19 protein-coding genes, 1 pseudogene and 1 riboswitch are annotated in these 21,767 nt (G+C 36.9%); of the genes and pseudogenes, 2 read left to right on the forward strand and 18 right to left on the reverse strand.

The features are described 5' to 3' along the window. Nucleotides 1–12 precede the first annotated feature (12 nt). Nucleotides 13–1,152 (forward strand): class I SAM-dependent RNA methyltransferase, encoded by a 1,140-nt coding sequence (locus PHP06_02230; GenBank protein ID MDD3839373.1) that lies wholly within the window; start codon nucleotides 13–15, stop codon nucleotides 1,150–1,152. On the opposite strand, the gene PHP06_02235 is transcribed toward PHP06_02230, so the two are convergent. The 17 genes from PHP06_02235 to PHP06_02315 all read right to left on the reverse strand — a co-directional run bounded on the left by PHP06_02235 (nucleotide 1,149) and on the right by PHP06_02315 (nucleotide 19,310). After that, the gene (locus PHP06_02235; protein ID MDD3839374.1) at nucleotides 1,149–3,776 is read right to left on the reverse strand and encodes a calcium-transporting P-type ATPase, PMR1-type; all 2,628 of its coding nucleotides are present in this window, start codon (nucleotides 3,774–3,776) and stop codon (nucleotides 1,149–1,151) included. The genes PHP06_02230 and PHP06_02235 overlap by 4 nt on opposite strands. A gap of 59 nt (nucleotides 3,777–3,835) precedes the next feature. Beyond that, complete coding sequence (locus PHP06_02240; protein ID MDD3839375.1) at nucleotides 3,836–4,135, reverse strand: YerC/YecD family TrpR-related protein; 300 nt, start codon at nucleotides 4,133–4,135, stop codon at nucleotides 3,836–3,838. Nucleotides 4,136–4,238: 103 nt separating this feature from the next. Continuing rightward, nucleotides 4,239–5,258: a carbohydrate kinase family protein gene (locus PHP06_02245; protein MDD3839376.1), complete on the reverse strand. Its 1,020-nt coding sequence runs from the start codon at nucleotides 5,256–5,258 to the stop codon at nucleotides 4,239–4,241. Nucleotides 5,259–5,325: 67 nt separating this feature from the next. Continuing rightward, nucleotides 5,326–5,949 (reverse strand): NUDIX hydrolase, encoded by a 624-nt coding sequence (locus PHP06_02250; protein MDD3839377.1) that lies wholly within the window; start codon nucleotides 5,947–5,949, stop codon nucleotides 5,326–5,328. A gap of 41 nt (nucleotides 5,950–5,990) precedes the next feature. Continuing rightward, the gene (locus PHP06_02255) at nucleotides 5,991–6,164 is read right to left on the reverse strand and encodes a hypothetical protein (GenBank protein MDD3839378.1); all 174 of its coding nucleotides are present in this window, start codon (nucleotides 6,162–6,164) and stop codon (nucleotides 5,991–5,993) included. Between the two features lie 149 nt (nucleotides 6,165–6,313). Next, nucleotides 6,314–6,508 (reverse strand): DUF6485 family protein, encoded by a 195-nt coding sequence (locus PHP06_02260; protein ID MDD3839379.1) that lies wholly within the window; start codon nucleotides 6,506–6,508, stop codon nucleotides 6,314–6,316. A 109-nt stretch (nucleotides 6,509–6,617) separates the two neighbouring features. Then, complete coding sequence (purD, locus tag PHP06_02265; GenBank protein MDD3839380.1) at nucleotides 6,618–7,877, reverse strand: phosphoribosylamine--glycine ligase; 1,260 nt, start codon at nucleotides 7,875–7,877, stop codon at nucleotides 6,618–6,620. A 19-nt stretch (nucleotides 7,878–7,896) separates the two neighbouring features. Beyond that, on the reverse strand, nucleotides 7,897–9,441 hold the full coding sequence (purH, locus tag PHP06_02270) for a bifunctional phosphoribosylaminoimidazolecarboxamide formyltransferase/IMP cyclohydrolase (protein MDD3839381.1): 1,545 nt from the start codon (nucleotides 9,439–9,441) through the stop codon (nucleotides 7,897–7,899). Between the two features lie 24 nt (nucleotides 9,442–9,465). Beyond that, nucleotides 9,466–10,086, reverse strand: a complete 621-nt coding sequence (gene purN, locus PHP06_02275; protein MDD3839382.1) for a phosphoribosylglycinamide formyltransferase — start codon at nucleotides 10,084–10,086, stop codon at nucleotides 9,466–9,468. Continuing rightward, the gene (purM, locus tag PHP06_02280) at nucleotides 10,080–11,108 is read right to left on the reverse strand and encodes a phosphoribosylformylglycinamidine cyclo-ligase (protein MDD3839383.1); all 1,029 of its coding nucleotides are present in this window, start codon (nucleotides 11,106–11,108) and stop codon (nucleotides 10,080–10,082) included. The genes purN and purM overlap by 7 nt, the downstream gene beginning before the upstream one ends. Nucleotides 11,109–11,144: 36 nt before the next feature. Continuing rightward, nucleotides 11,145–12,539 (reverse strand): amidophosphoribosyltransferase, encoded by a 1,395-nt coding sequence (purF, locus tag PHP06_02285; protein ID MDD3839384.1) that lies wholly within the window; start codon nucleotides 12,537–12,539, stop codon nucleotides 11,145–11,147. Beyond that, nucleotides 12,524–14,725, reverse strand: a complete 2,202-nt coding sequence (purL, locus tag PHP06_02290; GenBank protein ID MDD3839385.1) for a phosphoribosylformylglycinamidine synthase subunit PurL — start codon at nucleotides 14,723–14,725, stop codon at nucleotides 12,524–12,526. The genes purF and purL overlap by 16 nt, the downstream gene beginning before the upstream one ends. 37 nt (nucleotides 14,726–14,762) lie before the next feature. Then, entirely contained in the window at nucleotides 14,763–15,479 is a 717-nt protein-coding gene (locus PHP06_02295; protein ID MDD3839386.1) for a phosphoribosylaminoimidazolesuccinocarboxamide synthase, read from the reverse strand. 4 nt (nucleotides 15,480–15,483) lie between these two features. After that, nucleotides 15,484–15,978, reverse strand: a complete 495-nt coding sequence (gene purE / locus PHP06_02300; GenBank protein MDD3839387.1) for a 5-(carboxyamino)imidazole ribonucleotide mutase — start codon at nucleotides 15,976–15,978, stop codon at nucleotides 15,484–15,486. 121 nt (nucleotides 15,979–16,099) lie between these two features. After that, on the reverse strand, nucleotides 16,100–17,431 hold the full coding sequence (locus PHP06_02305; GenBank protein MDD3839388.1) for an NCS2 family permease: 1,332 nt from the start codon (nucleotides 17,429–17,431) through the stop codon (nucleotides 16,100–16,102). Nucleotides 17,432–17,570: 139 nt separating this feature from the next. Then, nucleotides 17,571–17,672: riboswitch (purine riboswitch) on the reverse strand. 262 nt (nucleotides 17,673–17,934) lie between these two features. Continuing rightward, a complete protein-coding gene (locus PHP06_02310) occupies nucleotides 17,935–18,828 on the reverse strand; it encodes a zf-HC2 domain-containing protein (protein ID MDD3839389.1) in 894 nt (297 codons plus the stop codon). After that, nucleotides 18,825–19,310 carry a sigma-70 family RNA polymerase sigma factor gene (locus tag PHP06_02315; GenBank protein ID MDD3839390.1) on the reverse strand — a complete coding sequence of 162 codons (486 nt, stop codon included), beginning with the start codon at nucleotides 19,308–19,310 and terminating at the stop codon, nucleotides 18,825–18,827. The genes PHP06_02310 and PHP06_02315 overlap by 4 nt, the downstream gene beginning before the upstream one ends. Before the next feature lie 755 nt (nucleotides 19,311–20,065). Here PHP06_02315 and PHP06_02320 point away from each other — a divergent pair. Continuing rightward, complete coding sequence (locus PHP06_02320) at nucleotides 20,066–20,698, forward strand: HNH endonuclease (GenBank protein ID MDD3839391.1); 633 nt, start codon at nucleotides 20,066–20,068, stop codon at nucleotides 20,696–20,698. A gap of 81 nt (nucleotides 20,699–20,779) precedes the next feature. On the opposite strand, the pseudogene guaA reads toward PHP06_02320, so the two are convergent. Continuing rightward, nucleotides 20,780–21,727 (reverse strand): annotated as a pseudogene (guaA, locus tag PHP06_02325) (glutamine-hydrolyzing GMP synthase). Nucleotides 21,728–21,767 lie beyond the last annotated feature (40 nt).

Genomic DNA, 21,767 nt, shown 5'->3' on the forward strand with positions numbered 1-21,767 from the left:
AGGAGGCTTTTTGTGTCTGGGATAAATTTAATTGCTACTTCAACATTTGGATTAGAGGCTATAGTAAAAAGAGAATTGATAGCTCTTGGGTTTAATGATTTAAAGGTATCTGATGGAAAGGTGGAATTTACAGCAAATGAAGAAGCCATTCCCAAAACCAATATATGGCTTAGGTGTGCCGATAGAGTGCTGTTAAAAATGGGAGAATTTAAAGCGTTGAGCTTTGAAGAGCTTTTTGAAAACACCAAGGCACTGCCTTGGGATGAATGGATAACCGAAGATGGCAAGTTTACTGTAATTGGAAAGTCGGTAAAATCCAAGCTGTTCAGTGTTCCTGATTGTCAATCTATCGTAAAAAAAGCAGTGGTAGAAAAACTAAAATCAAAGTACAAAAAACAATGGTTTGATGAGACAGGGCCGGAATTTACAATACAGGTTTCCATTTTAAAGGATGTAGCTACCTTGACTATAGATACAAGCGGTATCGGACTTCACAAAAGGGGTTATAGACAAAAATCAGTAAGAGCTCCATTAAAGGAGACATTGGCTGCTGCAATGATACAGTTGAGTTTCTGGAATAAGGATCGCCTTTTATTGGATCCATTCTGCGGTTCAGGTACAATCCCCATAGAAGCTGCCCTGATTGGTATGAACATAGCACCTGGGCTTAATAGACATTTTGCCTCAGAAAACTGGCCCAGAATAGATAGTAAAGTATGGAAGAAAGTAAAAACTGAAGCCTTTGGTCTGATAGATTCTAATGTGGATTTGAACATATCAGCATCGGATATAGATCAAAAAGCTATTGAACTGGCATCTCAAAACGCAATAAACGCAGGAGTAGATTATTGCATCGATTTCAAAACCAAGTCTGTCTTTGATTTAGATGTAAACAATGAGTATGGGGTACTTATATCTAATCCTCCTTATGGTGAACGAATAGGCAAAAAATCAGAAATAGAAAAAATATATAAAACTTTAGGTAAAAAATTCAGGTCTAAGGATACTTGGTCAGTTTATCTCCTTACCTCTGATGAAAGCTTTGAAAATATATATGGTAAAAAAGCTGATAGAAAGAGAAAATTATATAATGGCAGGATAAAAGTAGACTATTACCAATATTATGGAAAAAAGCCTAATGATCAAAATTAATTTTGACCATTAGGCTTTTTAAACAATTTAACAATCTCCATCATTATTAGAGGTATAATTGAATATATTACTACAATCATAATTTGATTTTTGGATAAATAAGCAAGTTCAAAAACTCCCCTTAAAAATGGTATAGCTATTACTGCCAATACAAGCAGTGTAGATATAAAAATAGATGCTATAAGATATTTATTTGAAAATACTCCAATTTTAAATACCGATTTATCTATAGATCTCACATCCAAACTATGTATCAGCTGAGATAAGCTTAAAGTAGTAAACGCCATTGTCCTGGCGATATCAATATTGTATTTTAGGCCTCTGTTGAATGCTAAAAGTGTCACACTGCCTATGATTATACCTTCTACTAAAATCATAACACCTAAACCTTGAGAAAATATGCTCTCCTTAGGATCTCTAGGTTTCCGCTTCATAATGTCTTGATATATAGGATCTACCCCCAGAGATAAAGCAGGTAGACTATCTGTTATAAGATTTATCCACAAAATATGTATAGGCAATAACGGGGCAGGCATGTTGAATAAAAGTGCAATAAATAATGTTATTATCTCTCCTATATTGCATGAAAGAAGAAAATGTATAGATTTCTTAATATTATCAAATATTCCTCTGCCTTCTTCCACAGCATCAACAATAGTAGCAAAATTATCATCTGTAAGTATCATATCAGATGCCTGCTTTGAAACATCTGTTCCAGTAATCCCCATAGCACATCCTATATCTGCACTTTTGAGGGCAGGGGCATCATTTACCCCGTCACCGGTCATGGCTACCACCCTTCCCTTACTCTGCCATGCTTTTACAATCCTTACCTTGTGATGAGGTGATACCCGCGCAAATACTGAATGTTTGTGGATATTTTCAGAGAGCTGTTCGTCGGTCATCTTCTCAAGTTCAACACCGTCAACTGCTATATCTCCTGTTTTAAAGATACCTAGCTGCTCTGCTATTGCAACAGCCGTATTTTTATAATCCCCTGTGATCATCACAGGCTTTATCCCTGCCAGCCTGCACTTTTCCACTGCAAGTTTAACTTCTTCTCTAGGAGGATCGATCATCCCCATCATTCCCACGAATACCAAGTCATTTTCAGTATTTTCCGGGTTAATATCATCAGGTATTACATCGATTTCTTTGTATCCCATAGCCAAAACGCGCAAAGCCTTTTGAGACATTTTATTATTCTGTTCCATTATTCTATTTTTGGTTTGCTGATCAATAGTCAATATACCATCATCAGTTAAAACACGGCTGCATCTATCCAATAATACATCTAATGCTCCTTTTGTAAATACATAGTATTTATCTTGATAGGAATGTATTGTAGACATAAGCTTTCTGTCCGAATCAAAAGGTATCTCTTGTACTCTTCTTTTTATTTTCTCTTGTTCTTGTTTTACCAAGCCTTTTTTATAGGCTAAATCTAACAATGCTATTTCAGTAGGATCACCCACAGGTTCAGCCTGTATAGATGCATCGTTGCATAAAAGCCCGATATCTAACAACAATTTCTGGAGTTTATCCTGTATTCTTATTTCATTTATATCTTCCATTGGTGTATCATAAATGTAAGCAGCTGTCACTGTCATCTTATTTTGAGTCAAAGTTCCTGTCTTATCGGAGCATATAACAGATGCAGTACCCAATGTTTCCACTGCAGGCAATTTTCTTATGATTGCATTCTTTTTTATCATCCTCTGTACGCCAAGGGAAAGAACTATAGTTACAATGGCAGGCAAACCTTCAGGTATAGCTGCTACCGCCAGGGAAACAGCCAACATAAACATTTCTAACATGTCTCTCCCCTGGAAAAAGCCTACCAGAAATATTATGGCACAAACTGCAATAGCTACTAATCCTAACCATTTCCCCAGTTCTTCCAGTTTTATCTGTAAAGGAGTCTTTAAATTGTCTTCTTGTTCAATCATCTGGGCGATTTTGCCTATTTCAGTATCCATACCCGTTCCTGTCACAACTATCTTAGCTCTCCCATTAGTCACTAATCCTGTAGAAAACACCATGTTTGCCATATCACCTAGGGGTATGTCTCTGTCCTGGATTACATCCTGGTGTTTTTGCACTGGAACTGATTCCCCTGTAAGTGACGATTCTTCAACCATCAGATTAGAACATTCTACAATTCTACCATCGGCAGGTATAAAATCACCTGCTTCTAAAATAACAATATCTCCCGGTACTATATGTGTGGATTTAACTTGAATTGTGTTCCCATCTCTTATAACTTTTGCTGATGGAATTGACATATTCTTTAGCGCTTCAAGGGCTTTTTCCGCCTTATTTTCCTGTAGAACACCTAAAACAGCATTTAAAACTACAATTGTTATAATAATTATGGTATCATTTAATTCTCCCAAAAACCCGGATATAACAGCAGCAATCAAGAGTATTATAACCATGAAATTTTTAAATTGGCTTAAAAACATATTTAAGATAGTAGTTTTTTTCTCACTCTTTATCTGATTATACCCATGCTCTTCTAATCTTTGCCTTGCTCGTTTATCTCCCAATCCTCTTTCTTTATCTGATTTTAATGTTTCCAATGCTTGTTCAGCTGTATATCTATACCAGTATTTATCGCCCATCGCTTCCTCCTCATCATCATATGAGTAAGAAAAAACCGACGTTATCAGTTAACCTCGGATTACTCTTTGCTCAATAATCTGTCAATAATAATATTATATCCATCGGCACCGTAAATTAGACACTTGTTGACTCTGCTTATAGTAGCAGTGCTAGCACCAGTTTTTTTAGCAATTTCAGTGTATGTCTTGTTCTGCTTCAGCATAATAGCAACTTCCAATCTTTGAGCTAATGACTTTATTTCATTTATAGTACCGACATCTTCGAAAAACCTATAACATTCGTCAATATTTTCCAGAAGCAGAATCGCTTCAAATAATGTGTCTATAGATGAATCTTTTATTTTTGAATTATATGCCATAAACTCACCCCTATTTAATTATATTCGGTGACACTATATTATATCAATTTTAACACATTAAATTGCTAAAAAAAAGGGCCTTCAAAATTGAACGCCCAAAATTTTACTTTAGTTCCCTCTTCGGCATTGAATTGTAAAGCTTTTGTATACTATCGATATCTTTCATCCCATCTACAGCATTCACCTCAGACAAGTTGCACGCGGCAGCAGATACCGCTATCTTCAACGCCTTCTCAATATCCCATTCCTTGTAAACAGAGTACAATATACCTGCACAAAAAGCATCTCCTGCTCCTGTAGTACCTTTGATATAACCTTCAGGCAGCTTCAATGATGGTTGTATATAGTAATCACCTTTATCATTCATTCCAAAACCGCCTTCTGGAGAGTGGATAATAGCCCAATCCTTAACCCCCATCTTAAATAACTCTTTACACATCTTTTGCATATTATCAACAATTAATGATTCATTTTTTCCCCTTGCTGGAATATTTGTGATATAAGAGGCTTCTACCTCATTTATTATACAATAATTTGTGTATTTTAAACTAGGAGGCACTATCTTCCTAAACCGATCACTGTCTTCACTTACAACATCCACAGAAGTCTTTATCCCCTGCTCTTGCGCCATATGCAGTAATCTAGCCATAACCGTACCATATTCATTATCTTTTGAATCTAATTTGTCCAACAATAGCGCATAGCCTATATGTAATATATCTGCATTTAGATTGGGTAGGTCGAAATGCTCTATATCCAATAAACTATTAGCACCCCTATAAGTAAAAAAAGTCCTGCTACCATCTGTACTTACTGACATTACATCGGTATAAGAAGTATTTTGATTGGAATCCCTGGTTATAAAATCAGTATTAATATTATAATTATTCAGCTGCTGTATTATAAAATCCCCCGCTTCATCACATCCCACTAATCCGATAGCCGTTAAAGGGGTCTTGTCATCTATCTTCGCCAAGTCAATTAAACAATTAGGTACTGCCCCTCCAACAGACCTTTGAACATCTAGTATGTTTGCGAGGTTCCCTTTATTTGGGTATATATCCACTATCTTCAGATTATCTAATACTAAGTTCCCTCCTATAGCTATTCCTTTTCTATTCATAGCACTTACCTCCTGCTTATATTATTTTAATGTTTTATAATATATTTATTTAATGATATAAAAAACTCTAATCAAAGATAGCCTCATGGATGCGCTTTTCTCTTGCCTCAAAACACATCTTAATTTGTTGTTCAGTATTTCTCCCTTTGGATAAAGAGGGTAAATTATCCTTATCAAAGAATCTACATTCCGACGTTTCAATATTCTCCTTAAACCGTCCTTTAATATAATCGCATTCAACAAATATTTTATATATACCATAAGGCAACACGGCAATATTATTTCTTCTCATATCCAATACTGCCACTATCCGTTTGGGTGCTATTGATGCCCCCGCTTCTTCTTTTGCTTCCCTTATCAAGTTCTCTCTAAGTGAGCAATTTATATCAGCCCATCCTCCGGGCATAGCCCATAAACCGTCAATCTTCTCTTTCACCAGCAATATTTGTTTGCCTTTAAATATCGCAGCACGCACATCTATTTTAGGAGTTTGATACCCTGTTTCGCTGGCAAATAATTTTTTTACTTTTTTACATTCTATATCAGTATAATTGTGAACTATCTCTACACTTATCTCTCTTATCTTTTCAAATCTTTCAATGTCATATTTATCTTTCGAATATGTCAATCCCGCCTGAGCTATAGATTGAAGTTCTTTAGCATATTCTAACCATTTCAATTCAAAATCCACCTATTCCTTGCCCTCCCGCAATTAATTTCCTTTGCCCATCATTAATTATAGTTTTCATCATCTGTCCCCGTATCCGCTTTATTCCTTATTTTTTCTTCTAATACTTGAATCCTCTTTTTTAGATCAGTTAACTGAAAAGTAGCGCTAATTCCAAATATAAATCCCAGCGCCCCCAAGCCAAAACCTAGAATTCCAAATACATCTATATTTTTCACCCCCTCTCAAAAGCTATACAAAATCATCATATACCCTTATAAGAATGTATATTGATAACTCAATCTATTAATTCTCCATAAACTGATTAAATACCTCTTTTTAGGATAAAAAAATCCAGAACAAAAATCATCTGTTCTGGATCTTTTTTCTACTTATTACTGTAATATTCCACAAATCTTTCTATAGATCTATCATATGTCTTTTCAATCTCGGGCGGAAAAAAACACGCTGGAAGTTGCCCCATTGATCTATGATAAGATACACACTCACAGCACAACCCTTTTCTGCTGCATGGATAAGTGCAATTACAATTCTTCTTATTAGCTTGTTTATTACATTCCATATAATACACCCCCTTGAAAATACTATGACAGAATCTTCTATTCTTGGCTCCCAAATAAAACTTTGTGTGTATTACCATACTGAACTGATATTAAAGTTAAACGAGCTGCTTATTTAATGCCTATATCTTTTCTATAATGCATATCTTTAAATTCTATCCTGTTCACAGCATCATAAGCCTTGCACCTGGCCTGCTCAATATCTTGTGCCATAGCAGTAACACCAAGCACCCTTCCACCGTTGGTAATATAGTTTCCATCCACTTTTTCAGTCCCGGCATGAAATAAAATTATATCCTTGCTGTCCTTAAAATTTTCCAATCCCTTTATTGTATAACCTTTTTCATAACTTACAGGATATCCTCCAGAAGCTAATATTACACAAACAGCGGCATTATCATCCCATTCTATATCCACACTATCCAGTTTCCCATCAATTATAGCATCAAATATATCCACTAAGTCTGTTTTCAGCCTTGGAAGCACAACCTGTGCTTCCGGATCCCCGAATCTAGCATTATATTCCAGCACTTTAGGACCATCATCGGTAAGCATAAGTCCAAAGTATAATACACCTTTGAAAGGTCTCCCTTCTGCTGACATAGCCTTCACCGTAGGTATCAGTATGTTCTTTTTCACTTCTTCCGCAATATCTTGGGTGTAATATCTGCTAGGTGTGAAAGTACCCATCCCACCGGTATTCAACCCTTCGTCATTATCATAGGCTCTCTTATGATCCTGAGAACTCACCATAGGTACTACTGTCTTGCCGTCAGTAAATGTGAGTATAGTAACCTCCAGTCCTTGGATGTATTCTTCAATCACAATCCTTTTTCCTGCTTCTTTAAATACCTTATCCACCATTATACTCTTGATAGCATCTTTAGCTTGCTGCTCAGTTTCTACAATTATAACGCCTTTACCCAAGGCAAGACCTTCTGCCTTTATTACAGCCGGATATGACATATCTTTAGAAAATTCAAAAGCTTGTTGTGCATCATCAAACACCCTATAATCCGCAGTTGGTATATTATATTTTTCCATCAATTGCTTTGCAAATACCTTGCTTGATTCTATCAGTGCAGCGCTCTTATTAGGGCCGAAAGCCCTTAAACCCCTCTTCTCCAGCTCATCTACCGCTCCCATGGCGAGAGGGTCATCAGGAGCTACGATGGTAAGATCTACTCCTTCTTTTTGAGCAAAGTCAGCAATACCAATTATATCTGTAGCTTGTATAGGCACACATTCCGCAACATCTGATATACCTCCGTTTCCCGGAGCACAATATATTTTAGATATTCTTGAACTCTGTTTAAGTTTCCATATTATAGCATGTTCCCTTCCTCCACCACCTACTACCAAGACTTTCATGATTCCTTCGCCCCCTGTATTAATGTTTAAAATGTCTCATGCCTGTAAAAATCATAGCTATGCCGCACTTGTTACATGCATCTATGGATTGCTGATCCCTTATAGATCCTCCAGGCTGTATTATTGCAGTGATACCAGCTTTCGCAGCTGCCTCTACACAATCTGGGAAAGGGAAAAATGCATCTGATGCCATTACACTGCCTTTCACTTTATCTCCAGCCCTCTGTATCGCAGCCTCTGCCGCCCATATTCTATTAGTCTGTCCAGGCCCTACTCCTAAAGTTTGATTTTGTTTTGCAACCACAATTGCGTTAGATTTTGTATGTTTGACTACTTTCCAAGCGAATTTTAAATCCTCCATCTCTTGTTGGGTAGGCTCTCTGTCAGTAACAACTTCTAGTTTTTCTTCTACTAATAGTTGATTATCCACCTGCTGGATTACCATACCTCCTCCTACCTTTTTAATATTCATCTCATCATCTGTATATTGCTTTTGTATATTCTCCAACTTTAAAACTCTGATATTCTTCTTGCTGCACAATATCTCCAACGCTTTATCGGTGTATGATGGTGCCACCACAATTTCTACAAATATTTTGTTTATCTCTTCTGCCGTTTTCTCATCCATCTCTCTGTTGGTAACCACTATACCTCCAAAAATAGAAACAGGGTCTGCATCATGGGCTTTAATGTATGCTTGATAAACACTATCTGCCACTCCTACCCCACATGGATTTGCATGCTTAACCGCAACCACAGCTGTTTGATCAAATTCTTTCAGCAATTCCAATGCCCCGTTAGTATCATTTATATTATTGAATGAAAGTTCTTTACCATGTAATTGTTGGGCATCGGTAAGCCAACCTTGATTGTTACCTACTTCCCTATAAAATGCCGCTTTCTGATGAGGGTTTTCCCCGTACCTCATATCTTGAACCTTTTGAAAAGTCATGGTGAATAATTCCGGGAAAATATTACCACCTGCATTTTTCCTCAAATACTGGGCTATCAAAGTATCATAATGGCTTGTATGCTCAAATACCTTGGCCGCCAATCTAAAATTGGTATCCCTTGATATACCCCCACTTTGTTTGATTTCGTTAAGTACATCCTGATAATCATCAGGATCAACTACTACTGTTACGTCCTGATAGTTTTTGGCAGCGGCTCTCAACATGGTAGGTCCACCAATATCTATATTTTCGATAGCCTCTTCCAATGTAACTCCAGGCTTTTGTATCGTCTGTTTAAAAGGATACAAGTTTATTACCACCATATCTATTGTATCAATTCCTAATTGTTCTAACTGCGCCATGTGGTCTTGGTTATCCCTCATGGCCAACAATCCTGCATGTATTTTAGGGTGCAGAGTTTTAACTCTTCCATCTAAACATTCCGGAAAACCGGTTATATCGGACACATTTATAACTCTAATCCCTGCGTCAGATATAGCCTTTGCAGTTCCTCCGGTGGAAATTATCTCTATTCCCATATCACTTAAGCCTTTTGCCAACTCAACTATGCCTGTCTTATCAAAAACACTCAAAATTGCCCTTTTAACCAATCAAACCACTCCTTCCTGTTAATCCTATTTAATAAAAACTTTTCTACCCTTAACATCTATCTTATCCTCCGCTAAAAGCTTTACGGCTTCAGGGAGTATTCTATGTTCTATTTCCAATACCCGCTCTTGCAAAGTTTCTGGAGTATCATCAGGAAGCACTTGCGCAGCCTGCTGCATTATAATAGGCCCTGTATCGGTACCTTCATCCACAAAGTGTACTGTGGCGCCGGTTACTTTGACCCCATAATCTAAAACTGCCTGATGTACTTTTATCCCATAATATCCACCTCCACAGAATGATGGAATGAGAGAAGGGTGGATATTTATTATGCGATTTTTATATCTCTTCACAAACTTTTTGGTGAGTATGAGTAAATACCCTGCAAGCACTACAATATCCACACCATGCTTGCACAATATCTTCATTATTTGTTCATCATATTCCTGATTGCTAGAATACTCTCTTCTATCCACAAAATATGCGGGTATACCATGTTTTTGTGCCCTGGCTAAGGCATACGCATTTTTTTTATTTGATATCACAACAGACAATTCTGCATTTATATATCCACTATCTATATTGTCTATTATCGATTGAAGATTAGTTCCTCCACCTGATGCTAGCACCCCAATTTTTTTTAACATAAGCTTACACCCGAATCTCCTGTTTTTATCTCTCCTATAGTAAATGCTCTGGAATTCTCTTTGTTTAGTGTTTCCATAATACCATCACAGTCGTCCTTATCAACTATAATAGCCATTCCTATTCCCATGTTGAATGTGTTGAACATCTCTTTTTGTTGTATTTTGCCGGTGCTCTGTATCAACTTGAAAATGCCGGGAACTTGCCACGCATTTAAATCTATTACAGCCTGTAACCCATCTGGTAAAATTCTAGGTATATTTTCATAAAATCCGCCACCTGTAATGTGAACAATTCCATTTACTCTATATTTATCCATTATCTCCAGCACATCTTTCACATATATCCTGGTGGGCTTTAAAAGTTCCTCTCCAATGGTAGTGCCCAACTCATCTACATGTTCAAACAAACTATTATTCTTCTCCATAAATAATTTCCTTACAAGGGAATATCCATTGCTGTGTACCCCTGAAGATGCCAAGCCTATAATTATATTTCCTTCTTTTATAGATTCACCTGTGATTATATTATCCTTTTCCACTATACCTACACAAAATCCTGCAAGATCGTATTCTTCTTCATCATAAAACCCGGGCATTTCAGCTGTTTCTCCGCCAATAAGCGCACACCCTGCCTGGACACAACCATCAGAGATGCCTTTTACTATCTTTTCTATCCTTTCAGGGTAATTTTTACCGGTTGCTATATAATCAAGGAAAAACAACGGTTCAGCCCCTTGGCAAACTACATCGTTTACACACATAGCAACGCAATCCTGACCTATAGTATCATGTTTGTCAAGTTCAAATGCTATTTTTAGTTTAGTACCCACTCCGTCAGTACCGGATACCAATACCGGGGATGCATATTTGCCCACATCCAAATTATACAACCCGGCAAAACTATTTAACCCTCCCAATACATTTGGGTTGAGAGTCCTTTTTACGTGTTTTTTTATAAGCTCCACAGATCTGTATCCGGCGTTAACATCTACACCTGAATCTTTATAAGTTAAACCGCCCATCAAAATATCCTCCTTTTATTCCTTGTCCGACAATATTTATTTTAAGTTTGTAGCAACTTCTACAGGGTAAATCCCATTAAAACATCCCTTGCAGTAACCACATTTTCGAACATCCACCGTCTCCATCAGCCCTTCAATACTAATATAGGCTAAACTATCAGCACCTATCAGTTGCTCTATCTCTTGAACTGACCTTTGGGCTCCTATAAGATGTTTTCTCTCTGGCGTGTCTATTCCAAAATAGCATGGATATTTTACTGGTGGAGAGCTGATCCTCATGTGTATTTCCTTTGCACCAGCCCTTCTCAACATATCTACAATCCTCCCACTTGTAGTGCCTCTTACTATAGAATCATCTACCATGATTATCCGTTTGCCTTCTACCATACTCTTTAACGCATTAAGCTTTATGTCTACCCCCTGTTCCCTTAGTTCTTGGGTAGGCTGTATGAATGTTCTACCAACATATCGGTTTTTTATAAGACCCTCTCCATACTTTATCCCTGATTGTTCAGCATAACCGATGGCAGCAGTAGTACCAGAGTCCGGTACGCCTATTACAAGATCTGCATCCACAGGGTGCTCCTGGGCTAAAATTCTGCCTGCTTTTTTCCTTGACATATATACACTCATACCATTCATGATACTGTCAGTACGGGCAAAATAAATAAATTCAAATATACATAGAGCGGTATTACAATCTTTTTCAGGCATAAATGACTTTATTCCCTGGTCATCGATAACAACTATTTCCCCTGGTTGAACATCTCTTATAGTGTCTGCACCTACTGTATCAAAAGCACAGGTTTCTGATGCTAATATATAGGAATTTACTTTTTTCCCTATGCTCAAAGGTCTTATCCCATAAGGATCCCTAAATCCAATTAATTTATCCTCAGTCATCATCACCAGAGCATAGGCCCCTTTTATTATTTCCATAGTCTTACGGATTGCCTTCTCAACAGTTGAAGTTTTAGCAAACCTTGAAATAAGGTTTGCCATAACCTCGCTGTCTACAGATGTCTGAAATATTATGCCCTCTTCCTCCAGTTCACTCCTTAATCTATCAGCATTGACTAAGTTACCATTGTGAGCAAGGGCTATAGAACCTTTTCTATACTTTATCACCAAAGGTTGAGCATTCACCGGATAATTGGTCCCTTGAGTAGAATACATCACATGTCCTACTGCGATTTTGCCTTTCAATCCATCAAGTATTTCGGAATCGAATATCTCGGGAACCAGCCCCATACGTTTGTAGTAATGTATTTTATCCCCGTCACTTACTGCAATTCCGGCACTTTCCTGACCTCTATGTTGAAGTGCATAAAGTCCATAGTAAGTCATCTTCGCAACATCGTGCGCTCCTTCACTGTCATATATGCCAAACACACCACATTCTTCTTTTAATTTGTCTATTTCAGATAACATCCAAGTGTCCCTCGCCATTCATTCTTGATTTCTTCAACAGAGAGCCCTATCAATTGTTGTTGGTTCACATTAACAATCATTTCACTCCCGGAAACTACGCCTATTTTTTCAACAGAAACATTATTTTGTTGGGCTATTTTTTCTAGCATTTCTAAATCATCGGATTTAACGGAAACTACAATCCTTGACTGCGTCTCTCCAAACAACAAAGCATCATTTCTCAAATCAGTATAGATATCTATTTTAGCGCCTATCTCTCCGCCAATACAGCTTTCAGCAATATTTACAGCAAGTCCTCCATCGCTGCAATCATGTGCGGATTTTACGATGCCCTGGCCTATAGCATCTAGCACAGCAGACTGAACTCTTTTTTCTAGCTCTAAATCTATTTCAGGGATTTTCCCTTCTTCCTTCCCATGGATAACCTTGAGATATTCACTGGCACCCAGCTCATCCTTGTTTGTGCCTATAAGGACTATAACATCTCCCTCATCTTTAAAATCCTGTGTTGTAACCTTGGATATGTCTTTAATAAGACCCAACATTCCTACAACCGGCGTAGGATATATAGCACCCTCTTCGGTTTCATTGTAAAAACTTACATTTCCTCCTATTACAGGTGTATTCAATTTTTCACATGCTTCTTTCATTCCAAAAATAGACTCCCGGAATTGGTAAAAAATCTCGGGATTCTCTGGATTACCAAAATTCATACCGTCAGTTATAGCTATCGGTATAGCACCGCTACATGCCACATTCCTCGCTGATTCAGCTACAACTATCTTGGTTCCTTCACGGGGATTTATATAACAATATCTACCATTACTATCTATAGAGAATGAAATACCTTTATTGGTACCCTTTATCTTCAACACAGCTCCATCGGAACCCGGAGCAACCTGAGTACTATCCCCTGCATTGTAATCAAAATGTTGATAAATCCATTCCCTGCTGCATATATTGCTGGAAGACAACAACTTTAAAAGCACATGGTTATAATCCTCCGGCAGGGGAATATTTTGCATATCTGAACCTTGCAACAAATCCATGTATTCAGGTCTCTTGTAGTCTCGTTCGTAGGTGGGAGCCTCTGCAAGTGACTTGGCAGGCACTTCTCCAACTACTTGTCCCTTTTCCAACACTCTTATCATTCCATCGTCAGTCACTTTGCCTATAACAGCTGCCTGCAAATCCCATTTTTTAAATATATCAAAAACTCGATCCTCTTTTCCCTGCTCCACTATCACCAACATTCTCTCTTGGGACTCTGATAGCATTACTTCAGCAGGAGTCATGCCTTTTTCTCTTTTAGGCACCAAATCCACATCTAATTCTATCCCTGTTCCTGCCCTAGCTGCAGTCTCACAACTAGAAGATATTATGCCTGCAGCCCCCATATCTTGCATGCCTACAACACATTCAGTATTGAAAAGCTCAAGACAAGCCTCTAGAAGAAGCTTTTCCATTTCAGGATCTCCTGCAGGTACTCCGGAACTCCTCTCTTCTGAACCCTCTACCAGCTCTGCAGACGCAAAACTAGCACCGCCCACACCGTCTCTGCCAGTAGTATGTCCTACAATCATCACCGAGTTTCCTACACCTGAAGCGATACCTTTCTTAATCTCATCGTGCCTGATTATACCGGCACACATTGCATTCACCAACGGATTGCCCTTGTATGAATCTGAAAAACCTATATCTCCTCCTACAGTAGGTACGCCCATGCAATTACCGTAGTCTGCCATCCCTTCTACAATACCTTTTAGAAGATATTGTACCTTATCACTCTCTTCTAGCTCACCTAGTTTAAGTGAATTTAAACAGGCAATCGGCCTGGCTCCCATGGTGAAAATATCTCTCATCACTCCCCCCACTCCTGTAGCAGCGCCTTTGTATGGCTCAAGAGCAGATGGATGATTGTGGCTCTCTACTTTCATAACTATAGCTTGCTCATCGTCTATATCCACTATCCCTGCATTTTCCCCCGGTCCCTGGAGCACCCTGTCTCCCTCAGTAGGAAGATGCTTGAGCATTGGACGGGAATTCTTATAACCACAGTGTTCAGACCACATCACACCATATAAATTCAACTCGAGATTGTTTGGCTCTCGACCTAAAATATCTACCACCATATCATATTCCTGCTTTGTTAATCCGACTTTTTCCCATTCAGTAACGCTTTTCAATATTAACACCGCCTTAAATTTTTTTAAAATACTATGCTTAGTTGCCTTTCTGCCCCATAAGTCTATTCAAAATCTCTTGATAAGCTTCTTCAACCTGGCCTAAGTCTCTTCTGAATCTATCCTTGTCCAGCTTTTCTCCTGTTTTAGTATCCCAAAAGCGACAGGTATCCGGCGAGATCTCATCTGCCAAAATTGTTTTCCCATTAAATCGACCGAATTCCAACTTGAAATCAATAAGCTCAATATTCAAGTCCTTTAAATACTCAGTTAATATTTTATTAACCATAAAAGAAGTATTACTGATATAATTTATCTCATCTTCAGTTGCTAGCCCCAATGCATAAATATGATAATCGTTGATCATGGGATCGCCTAACTCATCATTTTTATAACAAAATTCTAAAACAGTAGATTTAAGCCTGGTTCCTTCCTCTAAACCCAATCTTTTAGCAAGACTACCTGCTGCTATATTCCTCACAATTACCTCTATAGGTATTATATCAACTTTCTTAACTACTGTTTCCCGATCATTTAGCTCCTGCACATAGTGGTTTTCAATTCCTTTTTGATTCAATAATTTAAAAAGATGATTTGACACCCTATTGTTAACCACTCCCTTACCTATGATAGTACCTTTTTTCAATCCATCAAAGGCTGTAGCATCATCTTTATACTCCACTATCACATGATCCGGATTATCAGTAGAATAAACTTTTTTTGCCTTTCCTTCATACATCAATTCAAGTTTTTTCATGTTTTCAAATCTCCCCTTTTATCTTTTTGTCTTTTTCATTTACTTCTTGGGCCATCATTGCCCTGTGTTTTTTTAATTTCATAGATAAATAATCATATTTCAATGCCAATATCTCCAACGCTAAAAGTGCCGCATTTTCAGCACCGTTTATCGCTACCGTGGCAACTGGTATACCTTTTGGCATTTGCACCATAGATAACAAAGAATCCAATCCATCCATCGTTGAGGATTTGATAGGAATCCCTATAACTGGCAAAGTTGTCAAGGCGGCAATCACTCCCGCAAGATGGGCCGCTTTCCCTGCAGCAGCGATGATGACATCAAAACCGTTCTTTTCAGCTGACTTGCCAAACTCTAATGCCTTATCCGGTGTCCTATGTGCAGATATTACGTTGAGCTGATAATCAACATCAAACTCTTTTAATACTTCCGCAGCCTTTGAAACTACTGGTAGATCAGAATCACTTCCCATTATTATAGCTATCTTTGGATTTTTCATATAATCCCCCTTAATTTTTTTGATTAAGCTTCAGCTTTTCATAACAGAAAAGATTTTTCTCCTATGAAAAACTGAAGCCCGATTAGAATAACTAGTCGGACTCCATATTTTTCATTTTATATTAATGTGGAAATACAGTAAATCTCAGTATAAACAATATAGCAAGAACATAGATTGCAGGATGCACTTCTTTACCTTCCCCAACTGAAATCTTTGTCAAAGGATACAAAATCATACCTGCTGCTATACCATTTGCTATACTATATGAAAAAGGCATTATTGCTATAGTGAAGAATGCAGGCAATGCTTCGGTAAAATCTTGGAAGTTTATTTTTGTAATGGAACCAACCATCAAGACCCCTACTACCATCAAAGCCGGCGCTGTTGCTTCCCCAGGTATAATACCTACCAATGGCGAGAAAAACAAAGCCAACAGAAATAAAACTGCTACTGTCACAGATGTGAGTCCTGTTCTTCCACCTTCACTCACTCCTGCAGCACTCTCTACAAATGTTGTAGTAGTAGATGTCCCCAGTACCGCACCTGCTGATGTAGCCACAGCATCGGCCAATAAGGCTTTTTCCATATTCTTAACATTCCCGTTTTCATCCATTAGCCCTGTGTTAGATGCAGTCCCCACCAATGTTCCAATAGTATCAAACATATCCACAAGGCTGAATGATATTATAACAGTTATAACATTGACCAATGCACCTATCACTGTTAACTCCCCACCGGTTTTTAACAACCCGGCAAAATCCATCTTCATGAAAGTAGGAGCAAGGCTAGGTGGCAGCGAAACAGGGCTGAAACCAGTAAGATCAACAATACCCATTGGTACACCTATTAATGTAGTTATAATTATTCCGAGAATTATAGAGCCTTTTACCTTCCTGGCCATCAATATACTGGTTATTATCAAACCTATAATTGCAAGTATAGTTTTAGGATCTGTAAAATCTCCAAAACCCACAACAGTAGCTTCATTAGAAACGATTATATGACCGTTTATCAGTCCGATCAACGCAATGAATAATCCAATACCACCGCTTATAGCATATTTCAATGACATAGGCAGTGCATCAACTATGCCTTTCCTTAAACCAGTTACTGTCAGCAATATAAATAATAGCCCGGAAATAAACACAGCTGCCAATGCCTGCTGCCATGTATATCCCATTCCTGATACAACACTGTAGGTAAAAAACGCATTAAGTCCCATGCCGGGTGCTTGAGCAAATGGAATATTGGCATAAAGCCCCATTATCAATGTTCCTATCACAGCTGCCAAACAAGTAGCAACAAACACTGCACCGGCATCCATTCCAGTTTCACTAAGTATACTAGGGTTAACAAATATAATATAGGCCATTGTTACAAAAGTAGTTATGCCAGCTAGTATCTCTGTCTTTACATTCGTCTTGTTCTCAGTTAATCCAAAAAATTTATCCATAGTTTAGTTTCCCCCTCACAAATATAATTTATGTAATATAGAATGTAATTGCTTGACTTTCCTCCTTTCAGTGAAAATAAAAAGCAGATGTATTTCACATGAGTGAAACCCATCTGCAGGTCATCTAAAAAAGATGCCATATAGATAATATTTCACTCATAGTCAGGCAATTTACGGTCGCCTGGTAGAGACTTTCAGACCATATTACTGAAAATATATGAGTGGAAAACTATTCATCTTATGATTAAATATTATCAAAAACAATATAGTATTGTCAACAAGTTTTTGAACTTTTTTTAAATAAATCAGATTAATGTTCGCCTTTTTGTCCTCGTACTGTCCTTAACTCGCATAATGTTATTTTATATATCCTTTTGCCATTTAGTATATTTTCTCTCTTCTTTAATCTCTCATTTTAACCCGAGGAATCTCTAGGTACAATGTGTTTTGCTCATTATATTTAAATAGCTAATAATTGTATAATTAGTCTTATACGGGATTTCCTAATCTCTGTTCTTTGATTTATTATACAAATTGATAAAAAGCAAAAATAAACAATAGATTGGAATGGTTGCTAACAAAATTGCAAAGAAATCACGTTGTGCAGAGTATGAGGTAGCTGAAAAACCTTTGATACAAAAATGTCCAATAATATAGGATATGGGCAGCAATAAAATCTTTTTCAATACATATTTTCTTTTGTCTTCCTTACGATATATAAAAAGAAAAATCCCACACAAAATTGCCAGCAACATAGCTATCAGAATATAGTATGCAAGAACTAATCTAGGCAAGGTAACTACACCGCCATCTTTGTGTAAATCCTTTCCGTAAATTAAAATATCATCTCTTCCATCAGTAAAATAATAATATACTGCTGCTACATCTTCCCCATCCGGATTTAATATTATGCTTTGTGTATTATTCTTAAGGATATATTGGCTCCAAATAGTGCTCCAAGTGGTTAAATGATATACATAGCCCGCATTATCCTCTGCCACATATCGGTCAATATCATATCCCGTTACCTTATCATCAAATGTAATAATAATTTTACCGTCCTCATATGCAGTCAAAGATACTATATCATTAGAATAAGGCAAATATTCTGGAGATGTAAGGTAGGCCATACTGATTATTACAATTGCCAAAACTAAAATAATAGTTAAAGCAATTATTTGGATCCGCTTCTTAAAAAGCCTTCTTTCTACCTTTTTAAATGGCTCTACATTAGTGTCTATTGGAATCTGCTTAGGATTCTGAATAGCATTCAATCGTTTTTTACATTCTGTGCAAGTATTAAGATGTTCTTCTACAAGCTTTTGAGTATCATCACTTGTAAGCCCTTCTACATATAGAGGCAAAAGGTCTTCAATTATATCACATGTAATTTTCATAAATAATCCTCCATTTCCTCCTGAATTCTCTTCCTAGCACGGTGATAAGTGACACATGCCCAGTTATCATTTTTTCCGAAGAGGGATGCTATTTGTTTGAAACTTAACTCACTAAAAACACGTAGTGAAAACACCTCTTTATATGGCTCCTTAAGGCTATGTAGAATTTCGTGGATTTTCAATGAATTTTCTTTAGAAGCTATTAATTGTTCGAGGTTAATTTCGCTTTCATGCTCTGATAGGGTATCTGTAAGAGTGATTTTTTTATTCTTCCGCAGATCTGATAAATAATAATTTTTTGCAATTTGACACAGCCATACTCGAATATCGCAATCTCCCTTAAAAGTATCAATAGATTTAATAGCTTTAATAAAAGTCTCTGAGGTAATATCCTCAGCTATATATTCATCCCCCGATAGACTTTTTATATAAAGAAATACATCTTTAAAATACATTCGATATAGACTCTCAAGCTCGGTCACTTTTTCACCTCCTCATATATAAGACGCATAGATTCCAATTATCTTACAATTAATTTTAAAAATTTCAAAACAATCTACAGCTTTGAAATTCTGACAGTAAAACTTTGTTTATATGATTATAGCTCATAATTTAATCTCCATGTGATATATTGTGGTAAATATATTCTACACGAAGTTATTATTATGGACTACCTTTTTATCCATATGTAGTACTTCATTTTACATAAGTAAATCTCTAAAGTCCTTATTTAAAAGAGGATTTATTTACTGGACATGATTATTTTAGAATTTAGGTTAATTGTCAGTCAATATTTCTCGCATTGGATCAAGCAAAGGCTTCACTTTTTATATTATTGCTGATAAAGATAACTTTGCTTATACTTCTAGAAAAAATTATTTATCATTTTAAAAAAGGTCATATATATCCTTGTTTTTTAGTTATTCATTCAACTTTTTGATGGCTTTATAGGCATGTGCATTGGACACTCCGAGGATTTCCGCTACCTCACCTGCTTTCATAAACATTCTTTTATCCATTTTACTCATCTTTTAATCAACACAAACACTTGTGCCCACTACGTTAAACTCTTTTATTTTAGCTGTTGAAAAGTGGGAATAATTGTTATATGCTTAAATAAACAATTGTGCACGCACTTTTGTTTTTAGATAAAAAGTTCTTGGGCAAGGCGAACTTACTCAAGAGGAATATTATGAATAGAATGTGAATTGGAAAGTATAGTAGAGGTGTATATTTTATGAATAAAGATAATCCTATCTGGAAAACAGAAACAATTGCAGCTTTAAAGGATTTAGGCGGTGTAGCCCATTTAGATGATATTTTCGATAAAATTGCTGAACGTAATAATATTGATTTTTCCAATTCAAAAACCCCCAAAAAAACTTTAAGCAGAGTTTTACAAACATTTTCACAAAGTACAAAATATGGTATTGATAATACTTTCTATTGTTTTTATGGTGTCTCTGAACGAAAAGGTGTTTGGGGGTTAGTAGACAACAACATTCCAAATGATGAACCATCATATACACAAGAAGATGATTGTTTTATAGAAGGTAGAAAAAAGTTACGACAGCATATCATATGTGAACGAAATCAACAATTAATAAAAAGTGCTAAACAAAGGTTTAAGGATGCACATAATAACAATATATTTTGTGAAGTATGCGGATTCGACTTTTATAAAGTATATGGGAAATTAGGCGAAGATTTTATAGAGGCGCATCATATAAAACCTGTTTCTGAAATGAAAGATAATGAAAAAACGGATATAAATGATATTGTAATGGTATGTTCAAATTGTCATAGCATGATACATAGAGAGCGACCTTGGTTAACAAGAGAAACACTGAAAACAATCCTCAATAAATAATTCTGTTATCAAGACGTTATCACCGCACAAAAAAAGGACCACAAACCCACATGAATACTGGGTTTGTAGTCCTTTTGTCTCCTATTCCCACTCTATCGTTGCTGGCGGTTTTGAGGTTATATCATATACCACCCTATTCACATGGTCCACCTCATTTACAATCCTGGAGGATACCTTCTCTAACACATCATAGGGTATCTTTACCCAATCAGCAGTCATCCCGTCAATGCTGTTGACAGCTCTCAGCGCAATCGTGTAGTCATAAGTTCTTTGATCTTTGGTGACACCTACACTTCGCATATCGGTAAGTACTGCAAAATACTGCCATATCTTTCTGGATAAGCCTGCTTTTTTTATTTCATCCCTATATATCGCATCAGCCTCTCTCAAAATGCTGAGCTTTAATTCATTCACCTGGCCGATCACTCTTATTGCCAATCCTGGCCCTGGGAAGGGTTGTCTCCAAATTATTTCCTCCGGCATTCCTAATTCTTCTCCCAATCGCCTCACATCGTCTTTATATAAGGTCTTGAGAGGCTCTATTATATCCTCAAAATCTATATTGTCAGGCAAACCTCCTACATTATGATGACTTTTGATCACTGCCCCATCACCTTGACCGCTCTCTATAATATCAGGATATATAGTACCCTGAACAAGAAAATCCATGTTTTCGAGTTTCTTGGCTTCTTCTTCAAATACCCTTATAAACTCCTCACCGATTATCTTTCTCTTTGTTTCAGGCTCAACAACACCTTCTAGTCTATCCAGAAAACGCTTTTGTGCATCCACTTTTATAAGATTTATATCAAATTTTTCTCTAAATATCCTTTCCACATACTCTGCTTCACCTTTTCTCAAAAGTCCGTGGTCTACAAAAATACATGTCAATTGTTTACCTATAGCTTCGTTGACAAGAACTGCTGCAACTGAAGAATCTACACCACCTGAAAGGGCACATAATACATTTTTATCTCCCACTTTATCTCTAATCTCTCGGATAGATTTTTTTACAAACGATTTCACTTTTCATCCTCCTTACATTTGCATAAATTACTGAATCCATAGC

This window comes from Clostridia bacterium (genome assembly GCA_028698525.1).
Classification (GTDB): domain Bacteria; phylum Bacillota; class Clostridia; order JAQVDB01; family JAQVDB01; genus JAQVDB01.